Annotated in this window: 26 protein-coding genes and 1 pseudogene; 2 read left to right on the top strand and 25 right to left on the bottom strand. The window is 47.8% G+C overall.

The genetic code is table 11. From position 1 onward, the window contains the following. Window positions 1-46: 46 nt before the first annotated feature. From WF803_RS06655 to WF803_RS06580, 16 genes are all read right to left on the bottom strand, one after another. A complete protein-coding gene (locus WF803_RS06655) occupies window positions 47-217 on the bottom strand; it encodes a DUF2273 domain-containing protein (RefSeq protein WP_489610747.1) in 171 nt (56 codons plus the stop codon). A 13-nt stretch (window positions 218-230) separates the two neighbouring features. Next, window positions 231-785 (bottom strand): alkaline shock response membrane anchor protein AmaP, encoded by a 555-nt coding sequence (amaP, locus tag WF803_RS06650; protein ID WP_489610746.1) that lies wholly within the window; start codon window positions 783-785, stop codon window positions 231-233. A 102-nt stretch (window positions 786-887) separates the two neighbouring features. Further along, window positions 888-1,814, bottom strand: coding sequence for a primosomal protein DnaI (gene dnaI, locus WF803_RS06645; protein WP_489610745.1), 927 nt, complete (start codon window positions 1,812-1,814; stop codon window positions 888-890). Then, window positions 1,811-3,238 (bottom strand): DnaD domain protein, encoded by a 1,428-nt coding sequence (locus WF803_RS06640; RefSeq protein ID WP_489610744.1) that lies wholly within the window; start codon window positions 3,236-3,238, stop codon window positions 1,811-1,813. The genes dnaI and WF803_RS06640 overlap by 4 nt, the downstream gene beginning before the upstream one ends. Window positions 3,239-3,295: 57 nt before the next feature. After that, window positions 3,296-3,751, bottom strand: coding sequence for a transcriptional regulator NrdR (gene nrdR / locus WF803_RS06635; protein WP_489611907.1), 456 nt, complete (start codon window positions 3,749-3,751; stop codon window positions 3,296-3,298). A 75-nt stretch (window positions 3,752-3,826) separates the two neighbouring features. Further along, window positions 3,827-4,438, bottom strand: coding sequence for a dephospho-CoA kinase (coaE, locus tag WF803_RS06630; protein ID WP_489610743.1), 612 nt, complete (start codon window positions 4,436-4,438; stop codon window positions 3,827-3,829). Window positions 4,439-4,456: 18 nt separating this feature from the next. Further along, on the bottom strand, window positions 4,457-5,281 hold the full coding sequence (gene mutM, locus WF803_RS06625) for a bifunctional DNA-formamidopyrimidine glycosylase/DNA-(apurinic or apyrimidinic site) lyase (RefSeq protein ID WP_489610742.1): 825 nt from the start codon (window positions 5,279-5,281) through the stop codon (window positions 4,457-4,459). A 17-nt stretch (window positions 5,282-5,298) separates the two neighbouring features. Next, window positions 5,299-7,959 carry a DNA polymerase I gene (gene polA, locus WF803_RS06620; protein WP_489610741.1) on the bottom strand — a complete coding sequence of 887 codons (2,661 nt, stop codon included), beginning with the start codon at window positions 7,957-7,959 and terminating at the stop codon, window positions 5,299-5,301. Window positions 7,960-8,118: 159 nt separating this feature from the next. Then, the gene (locus WF803_RS06615; protein ID WP_489610740.1) at window positions 8,119-8,571 is read right to left on the bottom strand and encodes an Asp23/Gls24 family envelope stress response protein; all 453 of its coding nucleotides are present in this window, start codon (window positions 8,569-8,571) and stop codon (window positions 8,119-8,121) included. Window positions 8,572-8,616: 45 nt separating this feature from the next. Next, window positions 8,617-9,135 (bottom strand): 2-amino-4-hydroxy-6-hydroxymethyldihydropteridine diphosphokinase, encoded by a 519-nt coding sequence (gene folK / locus WF803_RS06610; protein WP_489610739.1) that lies wholly within the window; start codon window positions 9,133-9,135, stop codon window positions 8,617-8,619. Then, window positions 9,128-9,523, bottom strand: coding sequence for a dihydroneopterin aldolase (gene folB, locus WF803_RS06605; RefSeq protein WP_489610738.1), 396 nt, complete (start codon window positions 9,521-9,523; stop codon window positions 9,128-9,130). The genes folK and folB overlap by 8 nt, the downstream gene beginning before the upstream one ends. A 3-nt stretch (window positions 9,524-9,526) precedes the next feature. Then, a complete protein-coding gene (folE, locus tag WF803_RS06600) occupies window positions 9,527-10,084 on the bottom strand; it encodes a GTP cyclohydrolase I FolE (RefSeq protein WP_489610737.1) in 558 nt (185 codons plus the stop codon). Beyond that, entirely contained in the window at window positions 10,077-11,387 is a 1,311-nt protein-coding gene (locus WF803_RS06595; RefSeq protein WP_489610736.1) for a bifunctional folylpolyglutamate synthase/dihydrofolate synthase, read from the bottom strand. The genes folE and WF803_RS06595 overlap by 8 nt, the downstream gene beginning before the upstream one ends. Before the next feature lie 15 nt (window positions 11,388-11,402). Further along, the gene (locus WF803_RS06590) at window positions 11,403-13,211 is read right to left on the bottom strand and encodes a M3 family oligoendopeptidase (protein ID WP_489610735.1); all 1,809 of its coding nucleotides are present in this window, start codon (window positions 13,209-13,211) and stop codon (window positions 11,403-11,405) included. Window positions 13,212-13,229: 18 nt separating this feature from the next. Further along, on the bottom strand, window positions 13,230-13,778 hold the full coding sequence (locus WF803_RS06585; RefSeq protein WP_489610734.1) for an ECF transporter S component: 549 nt from the start codon (window positions 13,776-13,778) through the stop codon (window positions 13,230-13,232). A gap of 50 nt (window positions 13,779-13,828) precedes the next feature. Then, the gene (locus tag WF803_RS06580; RefSeq protein ID WP_489610733.1) at window positions 13,829-14,827 is read right to left on the bottom strand and encodes a nucleoid-associated protein; all 999 of its coding nucleotides are present in this window, start codon (window positions 14,825-14,827) and stop codon (window positions 13,829-13,831) included. A gap of 76 nt (window positions 14,828-14,903) precedes the next feature. Here WF803_RS06580 and WF803_RS06575 point away from each other — a divergent pair, with 76 nt between their 5' ends. Next, a complete protein-coding gene (locus tag WF803_RS06575) occupies window positions 14,904-15,440 on the top strand; it encodes a DUF924 family protein (RefSeq protein ID WP_489610732.1) in 537 nt (178 codons plus the stop codon). Between the two features lie 72 nt (window positions 15,441-15,512). Here the strand turns inward: WF803_RS06575 and murC are convergent, their stop codons facing one another. From murC to ytpR, 4 genes are read right to left on the bottom strand one after another with little or no spacing between them, the layout of a single operon-like run. Continuing rightward, window positions 15,513-16,823 (bottom strand): UDP-N-acetylmuramate--L-alanine ligase, encoded by a 1,311-nt coding sequence (gene murC, locus WF803_RS06570; protein WP_489610731.1) that lies wholly within the window; start codon window positions 16,821-16,823, stop codon window positions 15,513-15,515. 23 nt (window positions 16,824-16,846) lie between these two features. Next, window positions 16,847-16,984: a hypothetical protein gene (locus WF803_RS06565; protein ID WP_489610730.1), complete on the bottom strand. Its 138-nt coding sequence runs from the start codon at window positions 16,982-16,984 to the stop codon at window positions 16,847-16,849. A 2-nt stretch (window positions 16,985-16,986) separates the two neighbouring features. Continuing rightward, on the bottom strand, window positions 16,987-17,325 hold the full coding sequence (locus WF803_RS06560) for a hypothetical protein (RefSeq protein ID WP_489610729.1): 339 nt from the start codon (window positions 17,323-17,325) through the stop codon (window positions 16,987-16,989). Between the two features lie 19 nt (window positions 17,326-17,344). Next, complete coding sequence (gene ytpR / locus WF803_RS06555; protein WP_489610728.1) at window positions 17,345-17,989, bottom strand: YtpR family tRNA-binding protein; 645 nt, start codon at window positions 17,987-17,989, stop codon at window positions 17,345-17,347. A gap of 219 nt (window positions 17,990-18,208) precedes the next feature. On the opposite strand from ytpR, the gene WF803_RS06550 reads away from it, so the two are divergent. Then, on the top strand, window positions 18,209-18,568 hold the full coding sequence (locus tag WF803_RS06550) for a hypothetical protein (RefSeq protein ID WP_489610727.1): 360 nt from the start codon (window positions 18,209-18,211) through the stop codon (window positions 18,566-18,568). Window positions 18,569-18,598: 30 nt separating this feature from the next. On the opposite strand, the gene trmB is transcribed toward WF803_RS06550, so the two are convergent. The 5 genes and pseudogenes from trmB to WF803_RS06525 all read right to left on the bottom strand — a co-directional run bounded on the left by trmB (window position 18,599) and on the right by WF803_RS06525 (window position 22,134). Next, complete coding sequence (trmB, locus tag WF803_RS06545; RefSeq protein WP_489610726.1) at window positions 18,599-19,255, bottom strand: tRNA (guanosine(46)-N7)-methyltransferase TrmB; 657 nt, start codon at window positions 19,253-19,255, stop codon at window positions 18,599-18,601. A 47-nt stretch (window positions 19,256-19,302) separates the two neighbouring features. Beyond that, window positions 19,303-19,908: pseudogene (locus WF803_RS06540) on the bottom strand (phosphotransferase family protein); the annotation flags it as partial. Window positions 19,909-19,938: 30 nt separating this feature from the next. Then, window positions 19,939-20,103, bottom strand: coding sequence for a hypothetical protein (locus tag WF803_RS06535; protein WP_489610725.1), 165 nt, complete (start codon window positions 20,101-20,103; stop codon window positions 19,939-19,941). Between the two features lie 94 nt (window positions 20,104-20,197). Continuing rightward, a complete protein-coding gene (locus WF803_RS06530) occupies window positions 20,198-21,403 on the bottom strand; it encodes an ABC transporter permease (RefSeq protein ID WP_489610724.1) in 1,206 nt (401 codons plus the stop codon). Continuing rightward, on the bottom strand, window positions 21,403-22,134 hold the full coding sequence (locus WF803_RS06525) for an ABC transporter ATP-binding protein (RefSeq protein ID WP_489610723.1): 732 nt from the start codon (window positions 22,132-22,134) through the stop codon (window positions 21,403-21,405). Before WF803_RS06525 ends, WF803_RS06530 begins: the two co-directional genes overlap by 1 nt. Window positions 22,135-22,218: the final 84 nt, after the last annotated feature.

The following is a 22,218-nucleotide window of genomic DNA, read 5'->3' as shown; positions in this document are numbered from 1 at the left end:
AGTTAATCATACCTGAAATTTAGAAAATTACAACTCATATCTCCCGTTATTTTTGGTCAATATAAGTACCGGCCCAATAGCCGAGTCCAGCGAGGATCATAATAAAAATCGCCTTACCTACACTCGTGTACGTTGCCAGTAAGATAAAACTTAAAGCCAAAGTAAGGCAGAGAATTCGGTAGCGATAAGGCTGCCAAGATTTGGGTGGTCGTCTCATCTTATTCCCTCCTTTAACGAACACGTGGTGCATTGCTATTGTGATCATCATGAATAGATTTCAGATGAACATTAATGCTTTTTGGCGAGGCGGCTAAGACACGCTCAACAGCTGTACTTGCCTTCTCTTGTAATTGCTGACTCAATTCATTTTGCTCAGTCTCTTCATCACACACCACATGCAAGTCAACGACAGTTTGTTCCGGTTGACGGCCGAGCTTAACGCTCGCTTGCGGTGCTTTCGCTCCTTCAACTTCACGGCAAGCGGCATTGATATCATTTTCCACCACCGAACGATCGACCGTAATCTCTCCGTTTTCAGTCGTTAAGCGCAGTTTTTTTGCCTTTGATTGGGCAAAGCAACTGTATAAAAAGAAAATAAATGCCAAGCAGGCCAACAAGCCAAGAATTACAGCAACCACCATGCTCACATCCCGATTCTGAAGAACATACTTCAGCACAAAAGGCGAAAGCCTTGGAACGGGATACAAGGTAGCCATCGCAATAACGAGAGCCGCTAGTGCGAGCAAGGCTGCAATTGCTTGGAGAAATTTTCGAAAACCAGGCATAGAAATTCCTCCCAACTTTTAATAATCTATAGACAAAGCATAGCCTTAAAAATTTTGATATGCAACTGATTAAACTCAGACAAAGGTAAATAATTTAGAAAGCTAGGAATGGCGACGATTTCGACCCGTTAAGGCCACAGGTTTAGCTAGCATATGGATCCGCTCCATAATGCGACTGGCCTTCACGGGTTCAATGGCCTGTGAGCCGGAGCGGGCCAGATGCTTTTCCAATTCCTCCAGGGTGAAATTAGAAGTAAACAAGGTCGGTAATTCCTCATTCATCCGGTATTGCAAAATAACCCCTAAAATGTCATCACGGACCCAGGCACTATTACTCTCTGCGCCAATATCATCCAGCATCAAAACAGGGGTTTTTTGGATGGCAGTTAAATCCTCCAAGGGGTCATCTTGGCCAATAGCTTGCTTTCTAAGGGCGACATATTGGGGGTAGTGAATCAGCGTGCTCTCATAGCCGGCTTTGGCCAAGTCGTTAGCGATTGCTCCCAGCAAATAAGTTTTTCCCACACCAAAAGGCCCATGAATATAGAGGCCTTGGTGGAAGCGGTGCGGTTCCTTTCGGAAGCCCTCCGCAAAATCAAAAGCCGCCGTTGCTGCCTCTTCTCGGCCTTCTTCAGCTAAGTCGAAGCGGCTAAATTCCGCCTTTTTCAAGGTTTTGGGTAGGGCAATTAATTGAATACGCCGCGCTTTAGCCCGTTCTTCTTGCTGACGCAACATTTTTTCTGTCGGTACATAGGTGACATCAATGTAATTGATATTCATGACTAGTTCAGGATAGTAGCCGGGAAATTTCTCATTTTGCTTCCCTTGAGCTCGGTCCTTTTCCTGGACAAATTCATAAAGTTTGGACAAGCTGCGCTCGACCACTTTGCTATCGGCCGTAAGCTCTTTTTGGGCTAGGAAGTCTCTGACATCCGAATCCGCGAGGACTTTTTCTTTAATACTTTTAAGCTCTTGATTCAAGTGCCCCCGGTCCAGCATATTTTGCATCGCTTCTCCTACATTTCTCATTCTTCCTCTCCCTCCCTTTCTCGTGCCTTAATGCGCTCAATGAGCGAGTGGCGTGCTTGCTCTTGGCTCGCCCTATCGGAAACTTCTCTTCGCGACTGGCCATTTTTTTGCTCTTTTTTTGCTTTAATGAGCCAGTCAGGTTGCGTTTCTTCATAAACATAGCGTTTTTTATAGCGTTCCGCTTGCTCCTTTTGCTGCTTTGTTTTTTGGTCTTGGCGGTTTTTAATATACAAAAAAGCCTCTAGGGAATTTTTCAGGCCCTGCTGCTGCCAATCATCGGCCAAGCGTTGGAGAAAGCCCCAATTTAAGGTTGAATTATCCAATTCAATTAAATAGTAGTAAATCATGGCATTATATAGACTCTCCGGCAAATGAAAGCGCGTCAATAAATCCGTGAGTAGCTTTCGCTCCTTGGGGAGGACTTGACCTTGACGCTGGCGTTTAATGCTAGTGAGAAATTCATCGGGCGCATAATTTTCACAGGCGGCCACGACTTGGCTAGCTGCTTGGGGTAAACCAGCTTCAGCCAAAGCGGCCTCAATTTGGTCAGTCTTAGTCTCTTCAGGTGCTATGGGAGAACTTTGCCTTCTGCTTGAACGTGTAGCTTCCGCATACTCCTGGGCTCGGCGTTTGAGCATGTCGGCATCCAGCTTTTTCTGGTGGAAATCATAGGCATCAAAACACAAGCGAAATAGCTCTGTCTCATCATAGCCGTAAAGCTTGTGCAGGGTTAGCACGAGATCTTGCAAGCTGCCAGTGAGTGCTTGCTGGGGAAGCAAGCTATCTTGGAACAAAGCTTTGAAGTAGGACCAAGAAAAAGTACGGGGACCCGAACTAGTAGTCAATGGCGGCCGGCCTTGGTTGGAATGCAGTAAGTGCTGACTCGCCGCTTCTTCCAGATGTTCGCTGGGCAAGCGGTAAACATCTTGGAAACTTAAAGTTTCTTCTTCCCAAGCTATGTTTTTCAAATGCTCAGGCCAGATATGGGAAAAGCGTGCCTCTAAGCGCTCATAAGTTTGCTGGCCCAGGCGGTCAAGGAGTAGAGTTGAAAGCAAACTATCCCGGAAAAAGCGTTCTGGGCGTAAGGGCGCATAAAGGTCATAGCGGTAAGCGAGTTGCTGGCCTGCCTCTTGTTGCCGGAAGACCCGTAAAAGCCCTAGGGCCTCAAGACGCGTCCTGGCCTCATAGTATATCTCTTTACTGATCACCAAACGTTCCAGAATATCCCGGTGCCTAGTTTCCAAAGACAAATGGCTTTCAACTTCCACCAAACTGAGTAAGGCCTGGTAGAGGGCATAGCCACTGGCATGGATTAAAGGTTGGTACAAGTAAGCCAAGACTTCCTGATCCAAGGCCTCTACCCATTCACGCTGGACGACAATAAAACTCGTTTGACTGTCCAAAGTTTGCCAGCCACGCTCCATAATCTCCTCCTAATTCTTGTCATCTAAATCTAAATTCGTTTGCCCATCGGCTTGATTTTACTGCAAATTTTTCAGACGTTCAATTTCATGCAGAAAAACGGTGGGGTCCTCGAAACGGCGGTAAACACTGGCATAGCGAATATAGGCGACATCGTCAATTTTAATCAATTTATCCATGACCATTTCACCGATATCTAAGGCCTTCACTTCTGTTTGACCTTGCTCTCTTAAGGTCGTTTCAATGTCAGAAACCACCCGCTCCAACGTCTCCAAGGCAATCGGCCGTTTTTCACAAGAGCGAATCAAGCCGCGCAGTAATTTCTCCCGGGAGAACTCCTGACGGTTGCCATTGCGCTTAATCACCAGTAAGGGTGACTGTTCCACCCGCTCAAAAGTCGTAAAACGGTAATCACATTGAGGGCACATCCGCCGCCGCCGAATGACTCGCCCTTCTTCTGTGGGGCGCGAGTCGACCACTTTGGTATTCGAATAATGGCATTTTGGACATTGCATCAATCCCCACTCACCTTCCGTTATTATTGGGATATCTTCTTCAGTACGCTAGCTTAATTATAGCATAGCTCGCCTTTATTCTGGCCAGTCTTCATAACCATTGAAGAGAATCCAAGCTTCGATTTGCCGTCTTAAATAGGCTTCATCTTCATTATTATCAATGACGATATCGGCCCACTCAACCTTCCGTTCAATATTAATTTGAGAGAAAATTCGCTCCAAAGCTTCCTTTCTCGCTAAATGATCCCGTGCCATGAGGCGCTCTAATTGAAAAGTTTCCCGCGTGTACACCACCATAACCTGGTCCACCAAACCCTGTAAATTTTTCTCATAGAGCAAGGGGATATCCATCACCACTAAGGACGGGTGATTGACTTTCGCTAAAGTGCGCTCCTTAATGAGCCATTGGCGGAGCAGAGGCTGCATGAGCTGATCTAACTGCTTGCGAGCTTTTTCGTGTCTGAAAATAAGCGCAGCTAATTTTTCCCGATTCAAACAGCCATTTTCAAACAGAAACTCTTCCCCAAAAATCGTTCGTATTTTATCCAAGGCGGGGCTAGGAGGCTCCACCAAGCGTCGAGCCCCTTCATCTGCCGAAATAACGGGGAAGCCTTTTTCCTGAAAAACACGTGCTGCACTGGATTTTCCGGTCGCTATCGAACCTGTTAGCCCTAATATGAGTGTCATGTTCTCCTCCTTGTGCTCCTAGATCATGGGTTTTTGGCAATGGGGGCAAAAGGTTGTCCCGCGCCCCGCTATTTTTTCCTTCACCAAGGGGCTTTTGCAAACGAGGCAAGGCTCACCAGCCCGACCGTAAACCTGCAACTGATGCTGGTATTGCCCGGCTCGTCCAAAGGAATTCGCATAAGTCCGAACGGTCGTCCCGCCTGCTTTTATTGCCGCTTTTAAAACACTTTGGATATGTTTGAGCAAAACTGCCACCTGGCTATCCCTTAAGGCCCGCGCTGGCGTAGCCGGATGCAAGCCAGTTTGGAAAAGAATTTCATCCGCATAAATATTACCGATGCCTGCGAGGACATGCTGGTCCAAGAGAACAGCTTTAATGTTTCGGCTTGTTTTCTGAAATTCCGTCTTTAAATAAGGCACTGTCAGAGCTTCTGGCTCCGGCCCCAAGCCTAAGGCCAAAACTTCTGCATCAGTTTCTTCCCTGGGGAAGGCTTTGAGCCGGCCAAATTTACGCACATCCCGATAGAGTAATTTTAAATCGTCATCTAAAGAGAAGCGCAAATGCGTATAAGCATCTTCGTCAGTTTCAGCGGCCACAAGCAGGAATTTACCTTCCATGCGCAAGTGAGCCAGCCAAGCCCAATGCGTCCAGTAAAAAATTAAATACTTCCCGCGGCGGTCGACTTCTTCTAATTTTTCTCCCACCATCAACTCTTTAAAACGTTCAAGTGCCGGTTTTTCAATAATTGGTGGCCAGCCGACCCAGACCTTCTGCACCTGATGGCCCCGGGCATAGGTGTTGAGGCCGCGCCGTACATTTTCAACTTCAGGTAATTCGGGCATGCGTCCCCTCCTTTCTTTTAATCGGCATCGTACCAGGTCGAACCATGCTTCGTTTCTACGGTCAGAGGGACGGTTAAGTCGACCGCTTCAGCCATCACTTGGGGCACGAGTTCTTCCAGGCGAGCAATTTCTTCGGCGGGGGCTTCAAAAATTAATTCATCATGCACTTGCAAGAGCAAGCGGGCCTGTAAATTTTCTTGTTTAAGGACTTCCGCCATCTTCACCATGGCCAGCTTAATAATATCAGCAGCGGTTCCTTGGATGGGTGTATTCATCGCCGTTCTCTCAGCAAAACGCCGGCGGTTAAAATTCTTGGCCTTGATATCTGGTAAGTAGCGCCGGCGATGGAATAAGGTCTCTACATAACCCGCCTCGCGGGCTTCTTCAACAATTGCCGTCATATATTTTTTTACTCCCGGGAAACTCTCGAAGTAACTATCGATAAAGTCCTGGGCTTTTGGCCGGCTAATCCCTAAGTTTTGACTCAAACCATAATCACTAATGCCATAAACAATGCCAAAGTTCACGGCCTTCGCACTCCGGCGTTCATTAGCCCCGACTTCAGCAGGTTCGATGCCAAAAACGCGGCTGGCCGTCGCCCGGTGTATATCCTTGCCCGCCTTAAAGGCTTCCTGCAAATGCTTGTCTCCAGAGATATGGGCCAACACCCGTAACTCGATTTGGGAGTAGTCTGAGCTATAAATTTCATAGCCTGGCTGGCTGGGGACAAAGGCTTGGCGAATTTGCCGGCCTTCTGGGGTTCGGATCGGAATGTTTTGCAGGTTAGGGTCCTTCGAACTCAAGCGCCCCGTCGTGGTTAGGGTTTGGGTGAAACGCGTATGAATCTTACCATCGGCTAAAATATAATCCTGCAAGCCTTCAATATAAGTCGACTGCAATTTAGCTAATTGCCGGTAGGTCAGTAGGTATTCGATAATTGGTGCCTGCCCGGCTAATTTTTCTAATTCTGCCTGGGCCGTTGAATAGCGGCCGCTCTTCGTTTTCTTGCCCCCAGGCAGGCCCAGCTCTTCAAACAAAACATCACTCAATTGCTGGGTGGAATTGACATTAAATTCATGACCGGCTTCTTGGTGAATGGCAGCAATTAATTCATCAAGTTTGGCCTGCAATTTTTCCTGCATGGCACTGAGGCAAGCCCGGTCCACCTGCACCCCAGCTTCCTCCATACCTGCTAAGACAAAGGCCAGCGGCAATTCCATCTTGGCATACAAGTCGTGCATATCTTGCTGCTTAAGTTCTTCCAAAATGGGCTCGCGAAGGTTTAAAATCGCCTGGCATTTCCTAGCCAAATGCTCAAGAAGCTCCGCATCTTCTGGCAATTGCTGTTTCTTTCCTTTGCCGTAGATCGTTTCATCATAGGCTAAGGCCTGCTGCTTAAATTCCCGGGCAACTTCAGTTAAGTCATCGGCATAGTCACGCGCGTGCAGTAAGTAAGCCCCAATTAAAATATCATCCGAAACCCCAGCTAAGGTTAAGCCTTGCCGGACAAGGAGAATAATAAGCCGCTTCACATCAAAAACGATTTTCTCCTGGCTGTCATCGGCCAGCCAGGCTTTGACACTAGGGCTTTCCCAGGCCAGGTCTGGTTCAGCCACGAGACAAGCCTCCTCGCTCGCAAAGGCCACCGCTAAGGGCTCCGCCACATGGTAATTGGCCTCAAAACTCTCAATGAAGAATGTCTTCACTACTTCTTCCTCAAAGAAAGCTTTTAAATCCGCTTCGTCTTCGGCCCTTTTGACATGAACGGGAGGCCGGTCCTCCATCTCGGGATCCTGAATATCGTGCTCTTCTAGCAAATTTGTGGTAAATTGCTCAAAATCCATCTCCTTATAAAAAGACAGGAGAGCTTCCACATCACTGCCCTCATAAGTGGTGTCGGCTAATTGAACCTTTACCGGGACGGACGTATCAATCGTCGCTAATTTTTTAGACAGGAAGGCCTGTTCTTTCTCCTTCCGCAAATTTTCCTGGCGTTTCTTCCCAGAAATATCAGCAAGATGCTCATATACCCCTTCCATACTGCCGTATTCATGGAGCAATTTCAGAGCCGTTTTTTCACCAATACCCGTAACACCGGGATAATTATCGGAGGAATCTCCCATTAGACCTTTCATATCAATGATTTGCTGGGGGCTGAGACCCAGTTCTTCCTCGATTCTCGCAGGGGTATAACTCTCCAAATGGGTCACCCCACGGCGGGTAATATCCACGCGAACCTGCTCGCCGGCTAATTGAATCAAGTCACGGTCCCCGGAAATAATCACCACTTCATAGCCGGCTTCGGCGCCTAAGCGAGCAAAGGTCCCGATAATATCATCAGCTTCATAATTGGCTAATTCCGTATGGCAAACCCCAAAAGCATCCAAGAGCACATTAAAATAAGGCATCTGCTCGCGGAATTCGTCCGGAGCACTCTGCCGGCCGCCCTTGTAATCGGCATACAACTCCGTACGGAAAGTAGTTCGTGAAGCATCCCAAGCCACTAGGGCGTGGGTCGGTGCTTCCTGCTCCAATACTTTTTGAAACATTAAATGAAAGGCATACAAGGCATTGGTATGTAAGCCTTCAGAATTTGTAAAACGCTCAATATCTCGAAAAGCATAAAAAGCCCGAAAGGCTAAGGAGCTGCCATCAAATAATAGAATTTTTTTCTTCATGGAAATTATATTCTCCTTCAAATACTAGCTCTCACTAGACCATAAAATTGGGGCATGAGCTTAGAAAAAATCACTGCTCCCTATTCTTACAGTTTAGCAAAGGCTGGCATTGAAAACAAAAACGAGCAAAAAAAGAGCCCGAAAGCTCTTTTTAAAGTTCTAGATTTGCTTATAGTGAAGGCGATGGAAGTCTTCTTCCTTCATAATGTTTTCAACACGCACCGTGATGTCCGCATCCCCATAGCCAGTTTTTTCGCGCAGGGCTTTTTGCACATTACTAATAATTTTTTCATATATTTGGGGAATATTTTCCCCATAGGCTACCACAATACCAATAGTCATGGTTAAACCACGGGTGGGCGTGCCCTGAACGTCAACACCAGACGTCATTTCCTCTTCTGAAATTTTCTTGTCCAGCTTCACCTCATCATACTGGGTGCCGCTCACTTCACGTTGTTTTTCTAGGGCTTTTTGCACCATTTCAGCTTCAGCTTCCTGGAAGGCAGAGCCGCGGGTCGCAAGCACCCCTTGAACCTCTAAGGCAGCTTTGGCAGCGAGGCTTTCCAATTCTTTAGGCGATAAATCTGTTGACATCTGCTTGGCTTCTACCATTGGCTTCACTCCTTATCGAGCTTTAGGCCGGCCTTTGCCAGAAATTTAGTCATCCAAAGATGACGGGTAAAGGCGGACATCAGCTTTCTCTTCTTCTGGTAATGCTTGCTTTAACTGTAACACAGTTTTGGAAAAGCCGGGCACTAGACGCTCAGGAAGAATATCCGCTAAGGGAAAGAGCACAAAAGCGCGCTCCTGCATGCGGGGGTGGGGGACGGTTAGCCGTTCGGTCTGATAGTGTTCCTGGCTATAGAGAATGATGTCTAAATCAATCGTCCGCGGCCCATTTTTAATGGTGCGTTTCCGGTGCAAGGCTTTCTCAATGGCCTGGCAGGCACTGAGCAAATCATTAGCCGGTAATAAGGTTTCGACTTCTACCACCATATTTAAGAAATCGGCTTGGTCGGCGTAGCCTTTTGGGACGGTTTCATAAATAGGAGAGCTTTGGCTTACTTCAACGCCCGCAACACGACGCAAATGGGCCAAGGCGTCCCTTAAATATTCTTCTCGAGGTTCAATGTTACTGCCCAAAGCAATAACGGCCGACTGCCGTGTTTTACGCATCCTTATCCTCCCCTAAGACGTCAGCTCGCTCTCGATTCAACTCGACAGCCACCTGGTCGTAGTGGCCAGGGATCGGCGGATCGGGTTTAATGACTTCGAGCTGCATGCTTTCTACGAGCGGCTGGCTTTTGAAAATTTCTTGGACGATACGACTGGCTAAAGCTTCGATCAAGGCAAAGCGCTCCTCTAAAACCACGGCTTGAATTGTCTCATAAACTTCCCCATAGTGAACCGTGTCCTTGACTTCATCACTCTCTCCGGCAGCTTTGAGATCGACTCCTAAATGCACATTAACTAGGAAACGCTGGCCGAGTTTTGCCTCCTCGGGGAAGACCCCGTGGTAGGCATAAAACTCTAGGCCTTCTAGATGAATAAAATCTTTTGCCATAAATTAGGACCGAATCATATCGAAGACTTCTTTACGCAATTCCTTATCTGTTTGGAAGCAACCCAGAGAGCACTTCGTGACGGTCTTCGCCCCTTCCTTATGCACACCCCGGATAGACATGCACATATGTTCCGCTTCCAGCACCACGAAGACGCCTTCCACCGGCAGATTATTAGCAATCGTATTCGCGACATCATTCGTAATACGCTCTTGCAATTGCAATTTCAAGCTAATATCTTCTAAAATGCGCGCTAATTTGCTCAAACCCACCACTTTATGATCTTTGGGGATATAGGCAATATGCCCTTTGCCGTAAAAAGGTAGCATGTGGTGTTCACACATGGAGTGGAAAGGAATATCTTTCACGAGCACAAACTCACTATCTGGCGCAGTAAACTGCTTCGCCATATGCTTAGCCGGCTCGCGGCGGTAACCATCGAGTAATTCCTCATACATACGAGCGACGCGTGCTGGTGTTTCAACCAGGCCTTCACGATCTGGATCTTCGCCAACCCCAATGAGTATTTCTCGTACGGCTTTTTCAATTTTTTCCTTATTCACTACGACCACCCTTTAACTGTTTAATAATCAATTCACGCATCAAACCAACATAATAGAAGGAGCCAAAGATCGTAATCATGCTGTCTTCAGCCGAATTTTGCTCCGCTTGAAGAGCGAGATCTAAGGCCTCCTGGTAGGTCGACGCTTCCGTAATTGTACCATATGATTTTTGGCTATAACGAACAATCTGCTTACGCAAATCTTCAGCACTCCAAGCTCGATCGGAATCGGAGCGCACGGTTATTATAGTATCGAAAACCGGCGCAATCTCGGCCACAATATGTTCCGTATCCTTATCCGCTAAGAGCCCCATAATCCCAATGCGACGCTTGTCCTTAAAATAGCGCAGCAAGCTGTCTTTTAAGCCGGTAATGCCATCTAAATTGTGGGAGCCATCGATAATAATATCAGGCTTCGTATGAATCCACTCAAAGCGAGCCGGCCAAGTCACCGTTGCGAGGCCTTCCTTAACTGCTGCTTGGCTAATATCATAACCCTGCTTTTGCAGTTGGGCAATAACTTCTAAGGCTACCGTCGCATTCCAAATTTGGTGCTCCTCTAAAAAGTTTAAGGTATACGTTTCACCGCGGTAAGTGAAGGTTTGCTTGGGCGCCACGTCCAAGTCATAAGACAAGGCGTCAAAATCAGGATAAATGAGCGGCGCCTCACAAGCGGCCGCCTTCTCCTCAAAGACTGGGAAGACGGTCTCATCTTGGCCAGGGTAGGCCACCACGGGGCGATGAGCTTTAATGATTTCAGCCTTTTCCCCCGCAATTTCCGCTAGGGTATGACCTAAAATATCCTCATGGTCCATGGCAATTTTCATAATAACCGATACCAAAGGCTGTTTGACTAAATTGGTGGCATCAATCCGACCCCCCATGCCGACTTCAAGCACGATTAGGTCAACGTCTCGCTTAGCAAAAATCAGCCAAGCCATGGCGGTATACATTTCGAATTCAGTAAACACCAAATCGGTGCCTGCGACCGCTTCACGAATTTCCTGGGCCGCCCAGAGGAGCTCCTCATCACTCACCTCGACCCCATCCACCAGCATGCGGTCATTGAACGTCATAATGGATGGTGAGGTGTAGAGGCCAACCGAATAGCCAGCTTCCTGGAGAATGGTTGCCAGCATTTTACACGTTGACCCCTTGCCATTGGTCCCCGCCACATGAATCGTGGGCAGTTTATTTTCCGGATGGTCAAACAAAGCCATCAATTGGTCAATGGTTTCTAAGCCTAAACGCATAACACCCTTATCCTTTAGAGGAAGGAGGGCTTGTAGTGTTTCATATTCCACTTTTTTACCTCTTCATTATTTATTTTTTGCTATTTCTTCTTGGAAAGCCTCCGCATCCCGAGCCGCTGCTTGGACACCGAGCCGCCAGAAATCAGGCTGGGTTAAGTCCACGCCCAAATGCTTCTTGGCCAAGTCTTCCACACTCATGGCTCCTGTGTCTTCCAGCAAGGCAATATAGCGCTCTTCAAAGGTGGACATGTCTTTCGTTAGAGTTTGGTAAATGCCCATACTGAAAAGATAGCCAAACGTATAAGGGAAATTATAGAAAGGCACATCATCAATGAAGAAGTGCAATTTACTGCACCAGAAATGCGGATGGTAAGTATCCAAAGCGCCGCCAAACGCTTCTTTTTGGGCGGCTTCCATCAGCTCGTTCAAACGACTCTCGCTGACAAAACCTTGGGCTTGCTCCTCATAGAAGGACTTCTCAAAGAGAAAACGCGCGTGAATGTCCATAAACATGGCCACCGGATTCTCTAATTTTCCGCTTAAAAGCTGCAAGTGTTCCTTCGCGGATTCACTGGCCGCTAAGCTCGCATTAGCCACGACCGTTTCCGCAAAGGTACTGGCCGTTTCGGCCACATTCATCGCATAGCCTCGCTGCCACCATGGCCGGCTCTCCCTAAGCATTTCCGTATGGAAGGCATGGCCTAATTCGTGGGCCAGCGTACTAACATCGGAAGCCGAGCCCGTGAAGGTCATAAAGACCCGCGACTCCCCATTTTGTAAGCTGCTCGAATTGTAAGCCCCCGGCCGCTTCCCTGGCCGGTCTTTGGCTTCTACCCAGCCGCTTTTAATCGCGTGCTCAGCAAAGGCCCCCATTTTCGGACTGACTTCACGGAAGTGCGTAATCACAAATTCGCAAGCCTCATCCCACGTATATGTTTTACCAGCCTGATCCGGGAATGTCAATGGGGCCTCGAAATCCTGCCAGCCCAATTCCTCTAAACCTTGAAAGTCCTGCTTGGCACGCAGGTATTTCACAAAGGCTTCCTTGCCTTCGTCCACAGCTTGCCACATGGCTTCTAGCGTCGCTTTTTGCATGCGGCTCATTTCCAAAGGCTCACTCAAAAAGTCCTCATAGCCATGCGCTTTTTGCACGGTGCGCCGGTAGCCTGCCAAGTGATTTAAGATATCTTGGAAGACTTGCCCTTCCTCACTGAAGGCTTTTTCCCAAGCGATAAAGAAGCGGTCCCGCATCTTTGGATCTTCATCCGATTGGAAACGGTTTAAAACTTGGCCCACGGAAAATTCCTGTTCTTCACCGTCAATTTCTACCGGAATCGTCATATTGCTGTTGACGGTATCGTAAATATTGGACCAAGCTGCCAGGCCATCCGGCTTCAATTTCGTTAACAAATCTTCTGTTTCTGGCGCTAATAGACGTTGGGCTTTTTGCCGCATTTCTTCCAAATTAAAAGCCAAAGTATGCAATTTTTCCGACTTTTCAAGGATTTCCGTCCAAGTGCCTTCTGGAATTTCGCCCAATTGCCGGTAGAAATTAAGCAAGGCCAATTCGTACGGCTCCACCAGGCGCGTAAGTTGACTTCTCACTAAAACTGGGGCTTCATCGCGCACATTCACATCGGCACACATTTGATTATACGTAAATAATTCCGAAAGCAAAGGCTCATAATGCTCAATACCTTGCACCAAGGCCTCCAGTTCCTGGCCAACTTCCTGGCTCTTTGCGGAAAAATCCGCCAAAGCTTGGGCTAATTTCTGCCCTTCATCCGCGGCTTTTTGAATTAAGGCTTGGAAGGCTTCTCCTTCGACACCGCCTGGATACATTGCCTCTAAATCCCAAGTATTTGGATAAGTCATGTCCATCCTCCTCAAAAACTAAAACAACAAGCGCTCTTTTAACAAGCGTCGAACCACTGGTCTTAGCACCAACATAAAACCGATATTCCCTAAGGCATGCAAGGTATCAAAAGGCAAGCCATTCAGGTAATAGGGCCAGAACGGCGTCTTCAACCCAAACAAGAAAAGCATTAGCAGGGAGATAATAAAACCATATAAATACCCGGCTAAGCCCGCCCAAAGGACCTCCAACCAGGGCCAACGCTGGGTGAAAAACCGCTCGAGAAAACCAGTGATTAAAACGATCAATGCATAAGACAAGATTTGCGCCACAGTCCACAAGCCAAAGCCGAGTAAAATATTACTGAGCAGCATAATTAATAAAGCTACCAGTATCCCATTCCCTAAGCCAAATAGTGGTGTCGCTAGGATTATCATCACGGTAACCGGCTGCACATTGGGCAGGCCACTGCAGAGCACGCGACCCACAATGGCCGTCGCCGACCACAGACTTAAAATACTCAAGCGATGCACTAAGGGCAAAGCCTTGAACCGCTCCTGGCCGTCTTGCCATCGGTCAATTTCCATGCCCACCTCCTCAATGCCATTATACTGAACAACTGTTTATTATGCACGGTTTAAAAAAGATTTTCGATGTCTTCGATATTTTTCAAAATAATGTTTAAGGTGCCGTCCGGCTGATTGATAATTTCGACCGCGTCTTTTTCATGGAAAAGCTCTAGAGGTACTAGCAATTCAATCCCATTGCCTAGTTTTAATTTTTGCCGATTCATTCGTGCCGACAACATCGTTTTAGGGGCAGGACTTTCTTCGGGCATGCCTAAATTAGCTGTTTCTTCTAAGTAGCTAGCTTGCTTGGCTGGCTCTTCGGGAAAGAAAGCCTGGGCCAGACGGGGGTGATTAATCACTTCATCCGCCATCACAGCGTCCACGGTTTCCTCCTTCGCTCGCGCTAAGACTTCATAGGCGTCTTCATTGAAACTCTGGGCTGTTTTTTTGACCGCTTTTTTGACGGCATTGAGCTGGTCTTTGACCGCGGGTTGCAGGGGCAGCTTCAGAAAAGCTTCACTGAAATAAAACTCCCGCTCACCCGTTTCTTCCATGAGATGCTTCTTCTCCAAAACAAAGCATTCTCGCGTCGGCAGGCAATAGAGAAAGCACTCATCGAGGGCCTGCTTGCCCTTGGGAAGGATACTATGGTGCAGCAGTAATTCATTCACCAAGCCCTCTTCCTTTTGCTGGACGTGGTGGGTCATTTGCTCCTGGTGGTTCAGTTTGAAGCAAGCCACAAAGGGCATATCCCAAAGCAGTAATTTCACCCACAGTAAATCAGCCGGCGGAATATCTGGATTATGGCGGACGAGGGCAAACAGTTGACTGGACATGGCCTGGGACGTGGCTAGGAAATTTTCGCCAAGCTCTAGGGCTTTTTGATGGAAGTCCGCCTCCTCAGCCAACCGGCATTGCTTCTGCTGGGGACTGCTCAGGCACTTTTCCACTTTGGCTTTAATATAGTCAAAAATATACTCCTCCTGTAAATCGAGCCCCGCCACCGAATAGACCGGCTCATTTAAATGAGGATCAAAAATATGTAAAATAGCAGCTTGAATGCGCAAAATAAACCACCTTTCTTGAGGGTTTTTAGTCTCCGTTAAAGACCCATTATGCTAAACTAGCAGCAGGAGGGATAAAATGAATCCAACAAATGTACTCCATTTCTGGTTTGATGAACTTGAGCCTAAACAGCACTTCATGAAAGATAAGCAACTAGACGACGAGATTAAGCGCCGTTTTCTTTCCTTGCACAAAGCGATCATGGCCGGTGAGACGGCGGAATGGCGTGAGCATCTCGATGGCCGCCGGGCTGAAATTATTGTCCTGGATCAGTTTTCTAGAAACATGTTTCGCGGGGAAGGAAAGGCCTTTGCCTCGGATCCCCTAGCTCTTGCCCTAGCCCAAGAATGCTTGCGCCAATGCGACACGAGCGGCTTGAGCGCTGAGGAATACAGCTTCATTATCATGCCTTTCATGCATGCTGAATCCATGAAAATTCAAAAACAAGCCCTGGAATTATTCGACCAGCCAGGCCTGGAGCGCTCCTTAAAATTTGCGCAAGCCCATGCAGATATTATTGAGAAATTTGGTCGTTTCCCCCACCGCAATAAAGCCCTGGGCCGTGAATCGACACCGGCGGAAATTGAATTCATGAAAACTCATGACGGCTTCTAGGAAGCCCACAACAAGAAGAACCCCAAAAGTTAGCAAAGCGCTAGCTCTTGGGGTTTTTAAGTGACCAATGGCCTATAGCTTCTCTTCTAAAGCTTCCTTGTATTTGGGTACATCCCCCGCTCCCATGAAGAGCATAACAGCGTCTTGATGAGCTTTTAATGTTTCAATGTCTTTAAGATGCAGGTGCGCTTTAGGAACCGTGAGCTGGTCCAGTAAATCATCCGCACTCACTTGATGGTTGTCTTGCTCGCGGGCCGAAGAGAAAATATCACAGACATAGACCCTATCGGCTTGATTGAGAGCTTTGGCAAAATCATCCAACAAGGCTAAGGTTCTAGAATAGGTATGGGGTTGGAAAATAGCAAACACTGGCTTTTTGGGGAAGCGCTGGCGGGCAGCCGCAATGGTAGCTTCAATTTCCTTCGGATGGTGGGCATAGTCATCAACCAGGGTATAGCCAGCTTTTTCCGTGATGTTAAAGCGGCGCTTGACCCCTTTAAAACTAGCCAGAGCTTCGGCGACACTGGCTGCTTCAAAGTTTTCCAAAGCACAAAAGCCAATGACGGCCAGGGCATTTAAGATATTGTGATCGCCACAAGCATGAATCTGGAAGTGGCCGTAAAATTCGCCATGCACTAAAACATCAAATTGAGCGCCTGCTGCGGACCGTTCAATATGGATAGCTTGGATCTCATCGTCATCTTGAAAGCCGTAATAAAGCATGTTGTTGAGATCTTGGAATTTCGCCAAGTACGGGTCCCCACTATAAAGGAGGCCTTGAGCCTTTACCTGCCTAGCGAACTTCCGGTTGGCTTCATAGACTTGGTCGATGGAAGCATAGTAATCTGGATGGTCAAAATCAATATTCAAAAAAATAGCATAAGTAGGCTCATAGGCCAAAAAGTGCGCCCGGTATTCATCAGCTTCCAAAGCAAAATATTCGGCTCCCGGTTCGCCATGACCGGTGCCGTCGCCAATGAGGTAATTCGTAGGGCCTTGAGCCTTCAAGACATGGCTCAAAAGGCCGGTCGTACTGGTTTTCCCGTGTGAACCAGTCACCGCCACACTCGTGTAATTTTTAAGCAAGGCGCCTAAAAATTGATGGTAGCGGGCCATGGGCAGGCCTAATTTCCGCGCAGCAACAGCTTCTGGATGGTCATCGGGGAAGGCATTGCCTAAAATAACTTCCCAGCCCGGCTCCAGATTGGCCGGCGAAAAAGATAAGATCGGAATACCCGCTGACCTGAGGCCGTCCTCAGTGAAAAAATATTTTTCCACGTCCGAGCCACGCACCTCATGCCCCATCCCATGCAAGAGCAAGGCCAAGGCACTCATGCCTGAGCCCTTAATGCCAATAAAATAAAAACGTTTCTTCTCTGTCATTTTTGACTCCATTCCAAAATTCCCTAGTCCTTAGCCTGCTGACTCCCTTGGTCGCCACGTGGGGACTGGGCTTTTTTTTGTACATTTTTCGCTTGCTGGGCGAGTAAACTGGGCACATAGGACCGGCGGAAAGGCCGGCGATGCTGGAAAGCTTGAAACATGGCTAAGTCTTCCCGAATTTTTTCATATTTCTGCTGTTTTTTCTGCAAATGGCGGGCCTTGGTAGCTCCGCTGCCTGCCCCTTCTCCCGCGGCACCTTGATCCGAATCGGCTTCCCCGCTTGCCAAGTCTGCGTTTTTTCATAGTAGGCCGGTTGACGCCGCCGCTCAGGCTTCAAGTACGCTTTTTGGGTGAGGAGACGGCGCCCCTGCCGGCTTAAATAATTGGGAAAAGGCGGGGGTGCTTGGGGTCCGTCCGCCTTGGGAGTATCCTTTTGGCCTTCATGTCGGTAGAAAGGGACAGAGTTTTTGGACCAAGTGTGTTGGTGCTGCTTATTGGTCATCACTAACCCTCCCCTAGTCTTATTCGTCCTCGCCGCTCACAAAGGAAACAGAAGTTAATTGATTAAAAGGCGTGCCGACTTCGATATTGGCCTTAACTTCGGCAATGCCCTTGATACGATGCTCGGGATCTAAGCCTAATTCATATTGGGAGCAGAGCATGCCCTTGCTCTTTACGCCCCGTAGTTCGCCCGGCCAAATAACGAGGCCATCGGGCATAACAGCTCCTGGCAGGGCCACGACCACTTTCATGCCGGCCCTAACATTCGCCGCACCACAAACAATTTGCGCTGTTTTTCCGGGCGCATATTCGGTTTCTGTAATGGATAAGTGGTCGGAATTTTCGTGGGGCACGCAAGTTTTCACCTCGCCCACGACGAGGCGGGAATCAGTATTCAATTCAATCGTCTCAAAGCCTTGCTCATACAAGCGTTGATTGAGAGTATCTAATTGACTTTGACTCAATTCCACTTGCCCTTGGCCCTCCAGACTGATTTCCTTAGAAACATCATGGAAATTATAGCCCATCGTTTCATCAGTGTCTCGGTTATAGAGGCGCGTAATCCCCGCCATCGTCTCCCAAGCCAACTGCTTTTTATCCAATTCGCCACGCGTTAGCATTAAAACATCGCCAACGCCTTTAGGATTATAGATCCCAATCCACATTCGATAACTTCCTTTCACCACATGCTCTCTTAAATATTGCCTAAATAAACTGCACCTATTGTATCATAATTCCTAACAATCCTTAAAGCGATGCTCATAAAATTAACGATTCCTTTAGTCTCCCTATGGGTCTAGCTTCACCGAAGTTCTATCAAGGCCACTCATAAGACAAGGCGCTAAAAATATGATATACTGGCCAAAAATGAGGGAGGTTTGCTCATGTTCCTAAAAAACTCATCAACCGACAAAAGAAAAGCTTATGCCTTAGCCGGCAGCCTCTTCCTATGCGGCCTAGCCTTAGGAGGAAGCGTCGCTGCTTTAGCTTTAGATGCCTGGTTGACTAACCAAGCCGTCACGGGCCAGGATGTTTTGGCCCAAGTCAAAGAAGAATTTGAGAAAAAAGGCCCGATTGAAGGCTCTTGGGTGGAGATGAATCCACGGTCAACCCAGCGTTTTGGCCAGGAACAACTGGTGATCTTTGGCGGCATTTCCCGCAAGGAAGACGGCCACCTGGTTCAATACGAATTTATCGCCGACGCCAAGAGCGGCAACATTATTAGCCTCGCACCTCTAACTTAAATTTGAGCCCCCAGCGGGCTTTTTTTATGCCTATTTTTCCGGAAAATGGGCGCGTAATTTATAAATGGGCTGGCCTTTTGCCATAAATTTCTCTTCGTACTCGGTTTTGACTTCTTCCTGGGCACTCGCCTCTTCGGCATGCAAGTCGAGCTGGACGTCTTCAAAATAAAGGCCCGCATTAGCCCACGTCATGAGCGTATATTCAAAAAGCGAGCGATTATCCGTCTTAAATTGCAAAACACCTTTGGGCTTTAGAATCCGTTGGTAGACTGCTAAGAAACGCGGATGAGTCAGTCGCCTTTTCGCGTGCCGGCGTTTTGGCCAAGGATCCGAAAAATTCAAATAAATGGTGGCAATACTTTGGGGAGCAAAAAATTGGTCCACATCTTGCCCATTCGACCACAAGAGGCGCAGATTAGGGAGGGCTTCGTCTTCCGCTAGGATTTTCTTCAAGGCCATCACTAATACATCACTTTGCAAGTCGAGACCAATGAAGTTGGTTTTGGGCTGGCGCTTGGCCATCTCAACAATAAATTGCCCCTTGCCTGTGCCGATTTCTAAGGCCAAGTCCTGGTCATTATTAAAAACCTCCGCCCAACGGCCTCGGTAAGTTTCCGGCTCCCCAATAACGATATCTTCATGTTCCTCTAGCATGGGAATGGCCCAAGGTTTATGTTTGACGCGCATGGTCCACCTCTCTTTCTAATAAAAAGAACGCCCGTTGAATAACGAGCCTAAGTCACCGAATGAAATGATCGGTATTGGTAAATGATTTTTAACTTTTGAAAATGAGCTTGGAGAGCCTCTTCCTCACGCGCTTCCCAAGCTTGGTTAATGGAAAACAGCAAGGTCAGTATCGCGTACCAAATCAGGCGCTGGTAGCTTTGGGGTTCAATCGCTAAGGGATAAGCCCTAAGCCAATCTGTCCAAGCCGCTAGGGGGATATAGTGCACGAGTAATTGGCCAATGTCTAAATAGGGATCTGCCAATTGGCAATTATCCCAGTCAACCAAGTACAAACGCCCATCATCCGCCAAGTAGAAATTCTCCGCACACAAGTCCCCATGGCTCACGGTGAGCGGAGCCGCCTGCAAAGCCTCCTGCTCTTCTTCTAAATAAGCTAAAGCTTCTATCACCAGCGTTTCCGACCCTAAAGTGGGCGCCAAAGCCGTCTGCAATTGGGCTAATAAGCGCGGCGCACGGTAGCGTTCGCCCCCAATCTTCTCTAGCATGGCCCGCAGGTAATTGGATTCTTGGTAATGCCTGATTAAGGCTTGAACTTGTGGCTGGCGGACTTCTTCATCCTCTAGCGTGCGCCCCGGCAGCCATTCTTGGGCGGAATAAGTTGAACCATCACTTGTGCGCTTGGACTAAACTAAACGTGGGGTCAGCCCTTCCGTCGATAAGGCAGCCAGAAAAGGAGAAGAATTCCGCTTCAAAAAGACTCGCTCCTGCTTGTGCTGGCCCATAAAAGCTTGGCCACTATCGCCGCCTGCCGGATGCAGGATCCAATCTTTGTCGAATGTTTGCTTCATCTTCCACTCCCCCCTATTGCCTTACAATGTCATTGTAAAGAGCATTTTTTAATCGTCAATCAAGTTTCCTTACTGAGTAATGCGCCCAAATGATTTATTTCAAGCGCCAGTACCATGGAAGATAAATTTTAATAAAAAATCCGACAAAAAGCAAATCACACACACCAGCTAGAAGGCCCCAAAACCAAGCCCCACGTAGAATGAAGACGATTAAAAAAATGAACATCTGCAAGCCCAAGGGACGCCATAGAAAATGGCGGAAAGCTCGGGGACGGTCTTTTTCTTCGAGTGGAGCGCTGAGAATTAAGGGATGCTGGCGATAAAGTTTTCCCAAAGGCAAAAGCTGCACTTGGCTCAAAAAAGTAAACACAATTAAAACCAGTAAAGCCAAGAGACCAAGGGGCAAAAGAGCTAACAGAACAACTCCAAGCAAAGTCAAACGAAGCCAAAGCAGCACGTATTCCGGCCCCCGCCAAAAGTGCCGGGAGAAGAGATAGGCCAAGGCTTCAGGTTTTTGCTCAGCCCGTATCAGGAAGACATCAAAAATTTTCCGGCGCTTGCTGGGGGTTTTTTGCTGGGGCAGATCGATAAAAATAGCCAGGAAACGCCGCAAACGATCTTCAGCTTCCTCCTCTCGGTCAAGAACCCTTAAGAAAGCAAAACGACGCGCAGAAAAAACAGGCCGGTAGTAAAGTAGGCTCAATATAGTGAATAGTAGTAAAGCCCCCAGCCCCCACATAGGCCCGTAAGCGAGAAAAAGTGCTAAGAGGAAAAAAGCCAAGAAAAATGAAAGTAAGCCGGTGTGCTTCCTTTTAAATGGCCAAGTCAAGGCAGCCCATTCACTGAGCAAGCTTAGCGCTTTTAAACTGAGCATGCAAAAAAGTAAGAGGAAAAAGCCTAAGCCTGAAACAGCAAAGACGCGATTCAAAAAGGGCCAGCTCGCCAAGCCAAACAAGAAAAGCACAAGGCTCGGGAGGACTAGGCTTTGGCAATAAGCGGCTTGGAAGTATTTCTGCCAGTAAGGTTCCAAGGGCGTTAGGTAGTGAATATCCGCCCCTGTAAAATAGGTGCGCAAGTGGCCAAATTGTAATAAGCCTGCCCCCAAAGCGGACCACAAGAGGAGTAAAGCCACACTCGGCTCAGGCTTTTGGGCCAACCAGCCGGCGTAATAGTAAACCAAGGCCCCTAAAATAAACAAGAGGGCAATCAGCAAATGATCATTCATGATGTATTTGAGATGCCGGAGGAGCCAATGCCACTCACGCTGCCGTCTTTTTTTAAATAGCGCCTTGAAGTCCATTAGGCCTCCCTCCTTGCCCGTTCCAAGTATAAATCAGCCAAGGATAAGCCTGGTGCCTGGAGCTGGTCTTGCAAGTCCGCCAAAGTTCCATAGGCTTCAACTTCTCCCGCTGACAAGAAGGCAAAACGGTCACAATAAGCTTCCGCATTCGCTAAAATGTGCGTCGATAATAGAATGGCACTGCCGGCCGCTTTCTTTTCCGCTAATAAGTCAATAAAATCAGCTGTCGCTAAGGGATCCAAGCCTAGGAAAGGCTCATCTATCACATACAAAGGCACGTCCACCATCAAAGCAGATACCAGCATCACCTTCTGCTTCATTCCCTTAGAAAAATGCACGGGCAGCCAATCCAAACGATCTTCCAAGCGGAAAAGCTTCAATAGCGGCTCACTTTTTGCCCGAGCTTCTTCCAAAGACATCTGATAGGCCAAGGCGACAAATTCCAAATGCTCAGCCAAGGTCAATTCCTCATATAAGACAGGTAACTCCGGAATATACGTAAATTGCTGGCGGTAGGCGAGGGGATCCGTTTCGAGATTAGTAGCGTTCACTAAAATTTCCCCTTGCTGGGGTTTCAGTAAGCCCGTCACGTGCTTGATGACCGTACTTTTGCCGGCCCCATTCAAGCCAATCAGCCCTAAAATCTCCCCAGGCTGGACTTCCAGATTAATATCATGGATCACGGGCACCTGGCCGTAACCTCCCGTTAAATGTTTAATTTGTAAACTCATCGTAAACCTCCTCCATGCCCACTGGGCTCTAAAAATATCATACCATGATCTCGCCGTCTGAGCTTCATGGAAATAAAAAACTTA

The sequence above is a fragment of the Aerococcus sp. BD502 genome (genome assembly GCF_057919555.1).
This window is presented reverse-complemented; position numbering and strand designations above follow the sequence as displayed.

Coding starts and splice junctions, on each gene's coding strand:
- WF803_RS06655 (WP_489610747.1), bottom strand. CDS start 217: ATGAGACGACCACCCAAATCTTGGCAGCCTTATCGCTACCGAATTCTC.
- amaP (WP_489610746.1), bottom strand. CDS start 785: ATGCCTGGTTTTCGAAAATTTCTCCAAGCAATTGCAGCCTTGCTCGCA.
- dnaI (WP_489610745.1), bottom strand. CDS start 1,814: ATGAGAAATGTAGGAGAAGCGATGCAAAATATGCTGGACCGGGGGCAC.
- WF803_RS06640 (WP_489610744.1), bottom strand. CDS start 3,238: ATGGAGCGTGGCTGGCAAACTTTGGACAGTCAAACGAGTTTTATTGTC.
- nrdR (WP_489611907.1), bottom strand. CDS start 3,751: ATGCAATGTCCAAAATGCCATTATTCGAATACCAAAGTGGTCGACTCG.
- coaE (WP_489610743.1), bottom strand. CDS start 4,438: ATGACACTCATATTAGGGCTAACAGGTTCGATAGCGACCGGAAAATCC.
- mutM (WP_489610742.1), bottom strand. CDS start 5,281: ATGCCCGAATTACCTGAAGTTGAAAATGTACGGCGCGGCCTCAACACC.
- polA (WP_489610741.1), bottom strand. CDS start 7,959: ATGAAGAAAAAAATTCTATTATTTGATGGCAGCTCCTTAGCCTTTCGG.
- WF803_RS06615 (WP_489610740.1), bottom strand. CDS start 8,571: ATGGTAGAAGCCAAGCAGATGTCAACAGATTTATCGCCTAAAGAATTG.
- folK (WP_489610739.1), bottom strand. CDS start 9,135: ATGCGTAAAACACGGCAGTCGGCCGTTATTGCTTTGGGCAGTAACATT.
- folB (WP_489610738.1), bottom strand. CDS start 9,523: ATGGCAAAAGATTTTATTCATCTAGAAGGCCTAGAGTTTTATGCCTAC.
- WF803_RS06590 (WP_489610735.1), bottom strand. CDS start 13,211: ATGACTTATCCAAATACTTGGGATTTAGAGGCAATGTATCCAGGCGGT.
- WF803_RS06585 (WP_489610734.1), bottom strand. CDS start 13,778: ATGGAAATTGACCGATGGCAAGACGGCCAGGAGCGGTTCAAGGCTTTG.
- WF803_RS06575 (WP_489610732.1), top strand. CDS start 14,904: ATGAATCCAACAAATGTACTCCATTTCTGGTTTGATGAACTTGAGCCT.
- murC (WP_489610731.1), bottom strand. CDS start 16,823: ATGACAGAGAAGAAACGTTTTTATTTTATTGGCATTAAGGGCTCAGGC.
- WF803_RS06565 (WP_489610730.1), bottom strand. CDS start 16,984: ATGTTTCAAGCTTTCCAGCATCGCCGGCCTTTCCGCCGGTCCTATGTG.
- WF803_RS06560 (WP_489610729.1), bottom strand. CDS start 17,325: ATGACCAATAAGCAGCACCAACACACTTGGTCCAAAAACTCTGTCCCT.
- ytpR (WP_489610728.1), bottom strand. CDS start 17,989: ATGTGGATTGGGATCTATAATCCTAAAGGCGTTGGCGATGTTTTAATG.
- WF803_RS06550 (WP_489610727.1), top strand. CDS start 18,209: ATGTTCCTAAAAAACTCATCAACCGACAAAAGAAAAGCTTATGCCTTA.
- trmB (WP_489610726.1), bottom strand. CDS start 19,255: ATGCGCGTCAAACATAAACCTTGGGCCATTCCCATGCTAGAGGAACAT.
- WF803_RS06535 (WP_489610725.1), bottom strand. CDS start 20,103: ATGAAGCAAACATTCGACAAAGATTGGATCCTGCATCCGGCAGGCGGC.
- WF803_RS06530 (WP_489610724.1), bottom strand. CDS start 21,403: ATGGACTTCAAGGCGCTATTTAAAAAAAGACGGCAGCGTGAGTGGCAT.
- WF803_RS06525 (WP_489610723.1), bottom strand. CDS start 22,134: ATGAGTTTACAAATTAAACATTTAACGGGAGGTTACGGCCAGGTGCCC.